We start from the raw sequence: 2,368 nt of genomic DNA on the forward strand, positions 1-2,368 counted from the left end.
CTGCGTGTGGGGCGCCGAAGGCGTCCCAGGCAGCTTGCTGCCGTACACGACGCTCTTGTTAGATTTCAAATTGCTCCAAATCTTTGCTCGCACGATTACAAGCATCATTAGCAGAACGACTGCATGAGACGCATGAATATGACTCTATAACTGCAGATTTTAGGCTCATGTATTTTAAAGGCAAGGAGCTTGAAAGCTCTCTTAAGTCAGTTGTTTCTGGTTGAAGTCTTCTCATTTTTTCCATACACATTTCAATCTGACCAGAAGCCCTTAAACTTTCCATCTCTATGCCTTGCTTAATCAGAGAAGTTACTTTTTCATGAACGCCACTAACCAGTTTTTGGTGCTCTACTTTTGAGCTTTCGATTGACTCTTCAGAACCGATTTTGATATTGAAGTTGAAATCTACAACGTTAAACCCTAGAGAACTTGGAACAACTAACTTACCTGATATATTTTGGCCTTTATCCCCGATCAATTTTCTAACTTTCTCCGCCTGCCCTCTTGGGTTTGGCATTAATATATTTACTGTGTATGACCCGTCAGCCAGTCCTGTTTTAGGACCTAATGGTTCTGATATAAATTCCGATCCATTAACAGTTGCTTTTGATTGTGCCGAAAAACCTGTTGTCTCATTATCAAGGGAGATGAGCAAGCTCGTTGAATCTGGTAGATTCGTAGTACCGCTTATTATCAATTTACCATCATTGTTTAAAGATGCAGCTTGCGTAAACTGAACTTCAATAGCACTAATGCTTTCCTCTGGATTAGAACATCCATTCAAAAATAAAGCAGATATAGCTATGTAAAAAATGAGGAACTTTTCTCTCATGTTTGCACTTCCTTTGTTTTGAAATCTAACGCTTGCACAAGGGGCTGCGCCGTAGGCGCAGTCCCTTTGGTGCACTTGTTAGCCGTGGACGGTTGCACGACAGCCATAGGTATAATTTATTCATAAATTTGAGTGCTGAATTGAACAGGCTTACGCTTCAGGTAACCATGTTTATGTGCTATCACAGGTCAAGGAAGTGAGCCATTTAATACTAATTATCAAGTGCAGGAACCACATCGAAATCATCATCATTGAGTTTTTGGCTATTACTTGGCTCATTGCAAACTGCTTTGCTACCCGGATTTCTAAGAGAATCAATCTCTTTAAACCATTGTTCAAAGGAGGGAAACAGCTTGTCCTGAATGGCTTTATTAATGCATTTGTATTTGTTCTCCTCAGCTACGAGGCACTGTGAGAACTCTTTTCCTCCATCATTGGGAAAAATATTTGCTTCTGATAGTGCTAGAAGCATTTCAAGCGATCTTGGCTCTCCAGACTTAGCACTTAGGCTAAATCCTGACATTAGGGCTCGAAATCGAAACAAAGCATCATCGTTGACTCCTGGAGGTACAAACCCATGTGAGTATATGGCTCCAGCAATCAGAGCAGCAGCATCGGGGTTACCCTGCTTCGCATAGGGGTGAATCATTTTCCAGAAATCATCACAATGGCCTGCCTCCAGTGTGGATATTGCAACACTTTGCCAAGCAGTACTTGATGTTGAAGTATCCTCAGTTCCAGAGTGACAGGATGCAACTAATAAAAGGCATGAAAGAGCAAACATTCGGAGAAATACCCTGTCGTATCTGCAAGAAGTCAATTTACTACTCCTTTTTGCCCCTCCGGAGGGTTTGAAGGAATCAAAGGCTCGAAAGGTATCAGCTTTCGATAAATCGAAATGTGCGGCCATTCAGACTTCTTATAGCCGTTTAGCAAATAGAAAAAATCCCGAACTATGTCGCCTTGCTGCTCGATATTATACTCTTCAAATTTCTTATCAGGTGTTAAAGGTAGATACTTGTAGGTACGTTCAAAGGATCCTCTTAGCTTCACGTTTATACCTTGCTGATGCTGCCATACATGAGTCATCTCATGAATTAACAGTGCTTGGGCATGAATATCAGCTTTTGAGAAGTCTTGTTCATAAAGCTCACCTTCAGGATCAAAGTATATATTGCCATTGGGTGCCATAGCGACATTATTTGGTTGCATACCAAAGGGAAAAAATGACTCATGGTACACTCTAACAGTACTGTAATTGATATTAATATCAAAGATAGTTTTGCAGACTTCGATCTCTCCAGCGGTAAGTAACCTGGGCATATTTCTTATTTTACTCACAGAAATCCCTTCTATCAGTCTGTGCTTGGTAATATCAAAAAGTATGCATTAAATACCTAATGGTTACCATAGATTGACTTGTCAAAGACAAGGTTGTACTTCTAGGTTTCATCAGAATATCAATATTCAAACTGACGAAGAATGAAGAGAGTGATGATTGCAGCGGCTAACGCCCGCGTAAGGGGCTGCGCCGCC

At 41.0% G+C, this 2,368-nt stretch carries 3 protein-coding genes; all 3 read right to left on the bottom strand.

From position 1 onward, the window contains the following. Window positions 1-58 precede the first annotated feature (58 nt). On the bottom strand, window positions 59-832 hold the full coding sequence (locus M3P05_RS20230; protein ID WP_249701941.1) for a hypothetical protein: 774 nt from the start codon (window positions 830-832) through the stop codon (window positions 59-61). A gap of 211 nt (window positions 833-1,043) precedes the next feature. Further along, entirely contained in the window at window positions 1,044-1,616 is a 573-nt protein-coding gene (locus M3P05_RS20235; RefSeq protein ID WP_249701942.1) for a hypothetical protein, read from the bottom strand. Window positions 1,617-1,648: 32 nt separating this feature from the next. Further along, on the bottom strand, window positions 1,649-2,173 hold the full coding sequence (locus M3P05_RS20240; RefSeq protein ID WP_249701943.1) for a hypothetical protein: 525 nt from the start codon (window positions 2,171-2,173) through the stop codon (window positions 1,649-1,651). Window positions 2,174-2,368 lie beyond the last annotated feature (195 nt).

Source organism: Parendozoicomonas callyspongiae, from assembly GCF_023502345.1.
GTDB lineage: Bacteria > Pseudomonadota > Gammaproteobacteria > Pseudomonadales > Endozoicomonadaceae > Sansalvadorimonas > Sansalvadorimonas callyspongiae.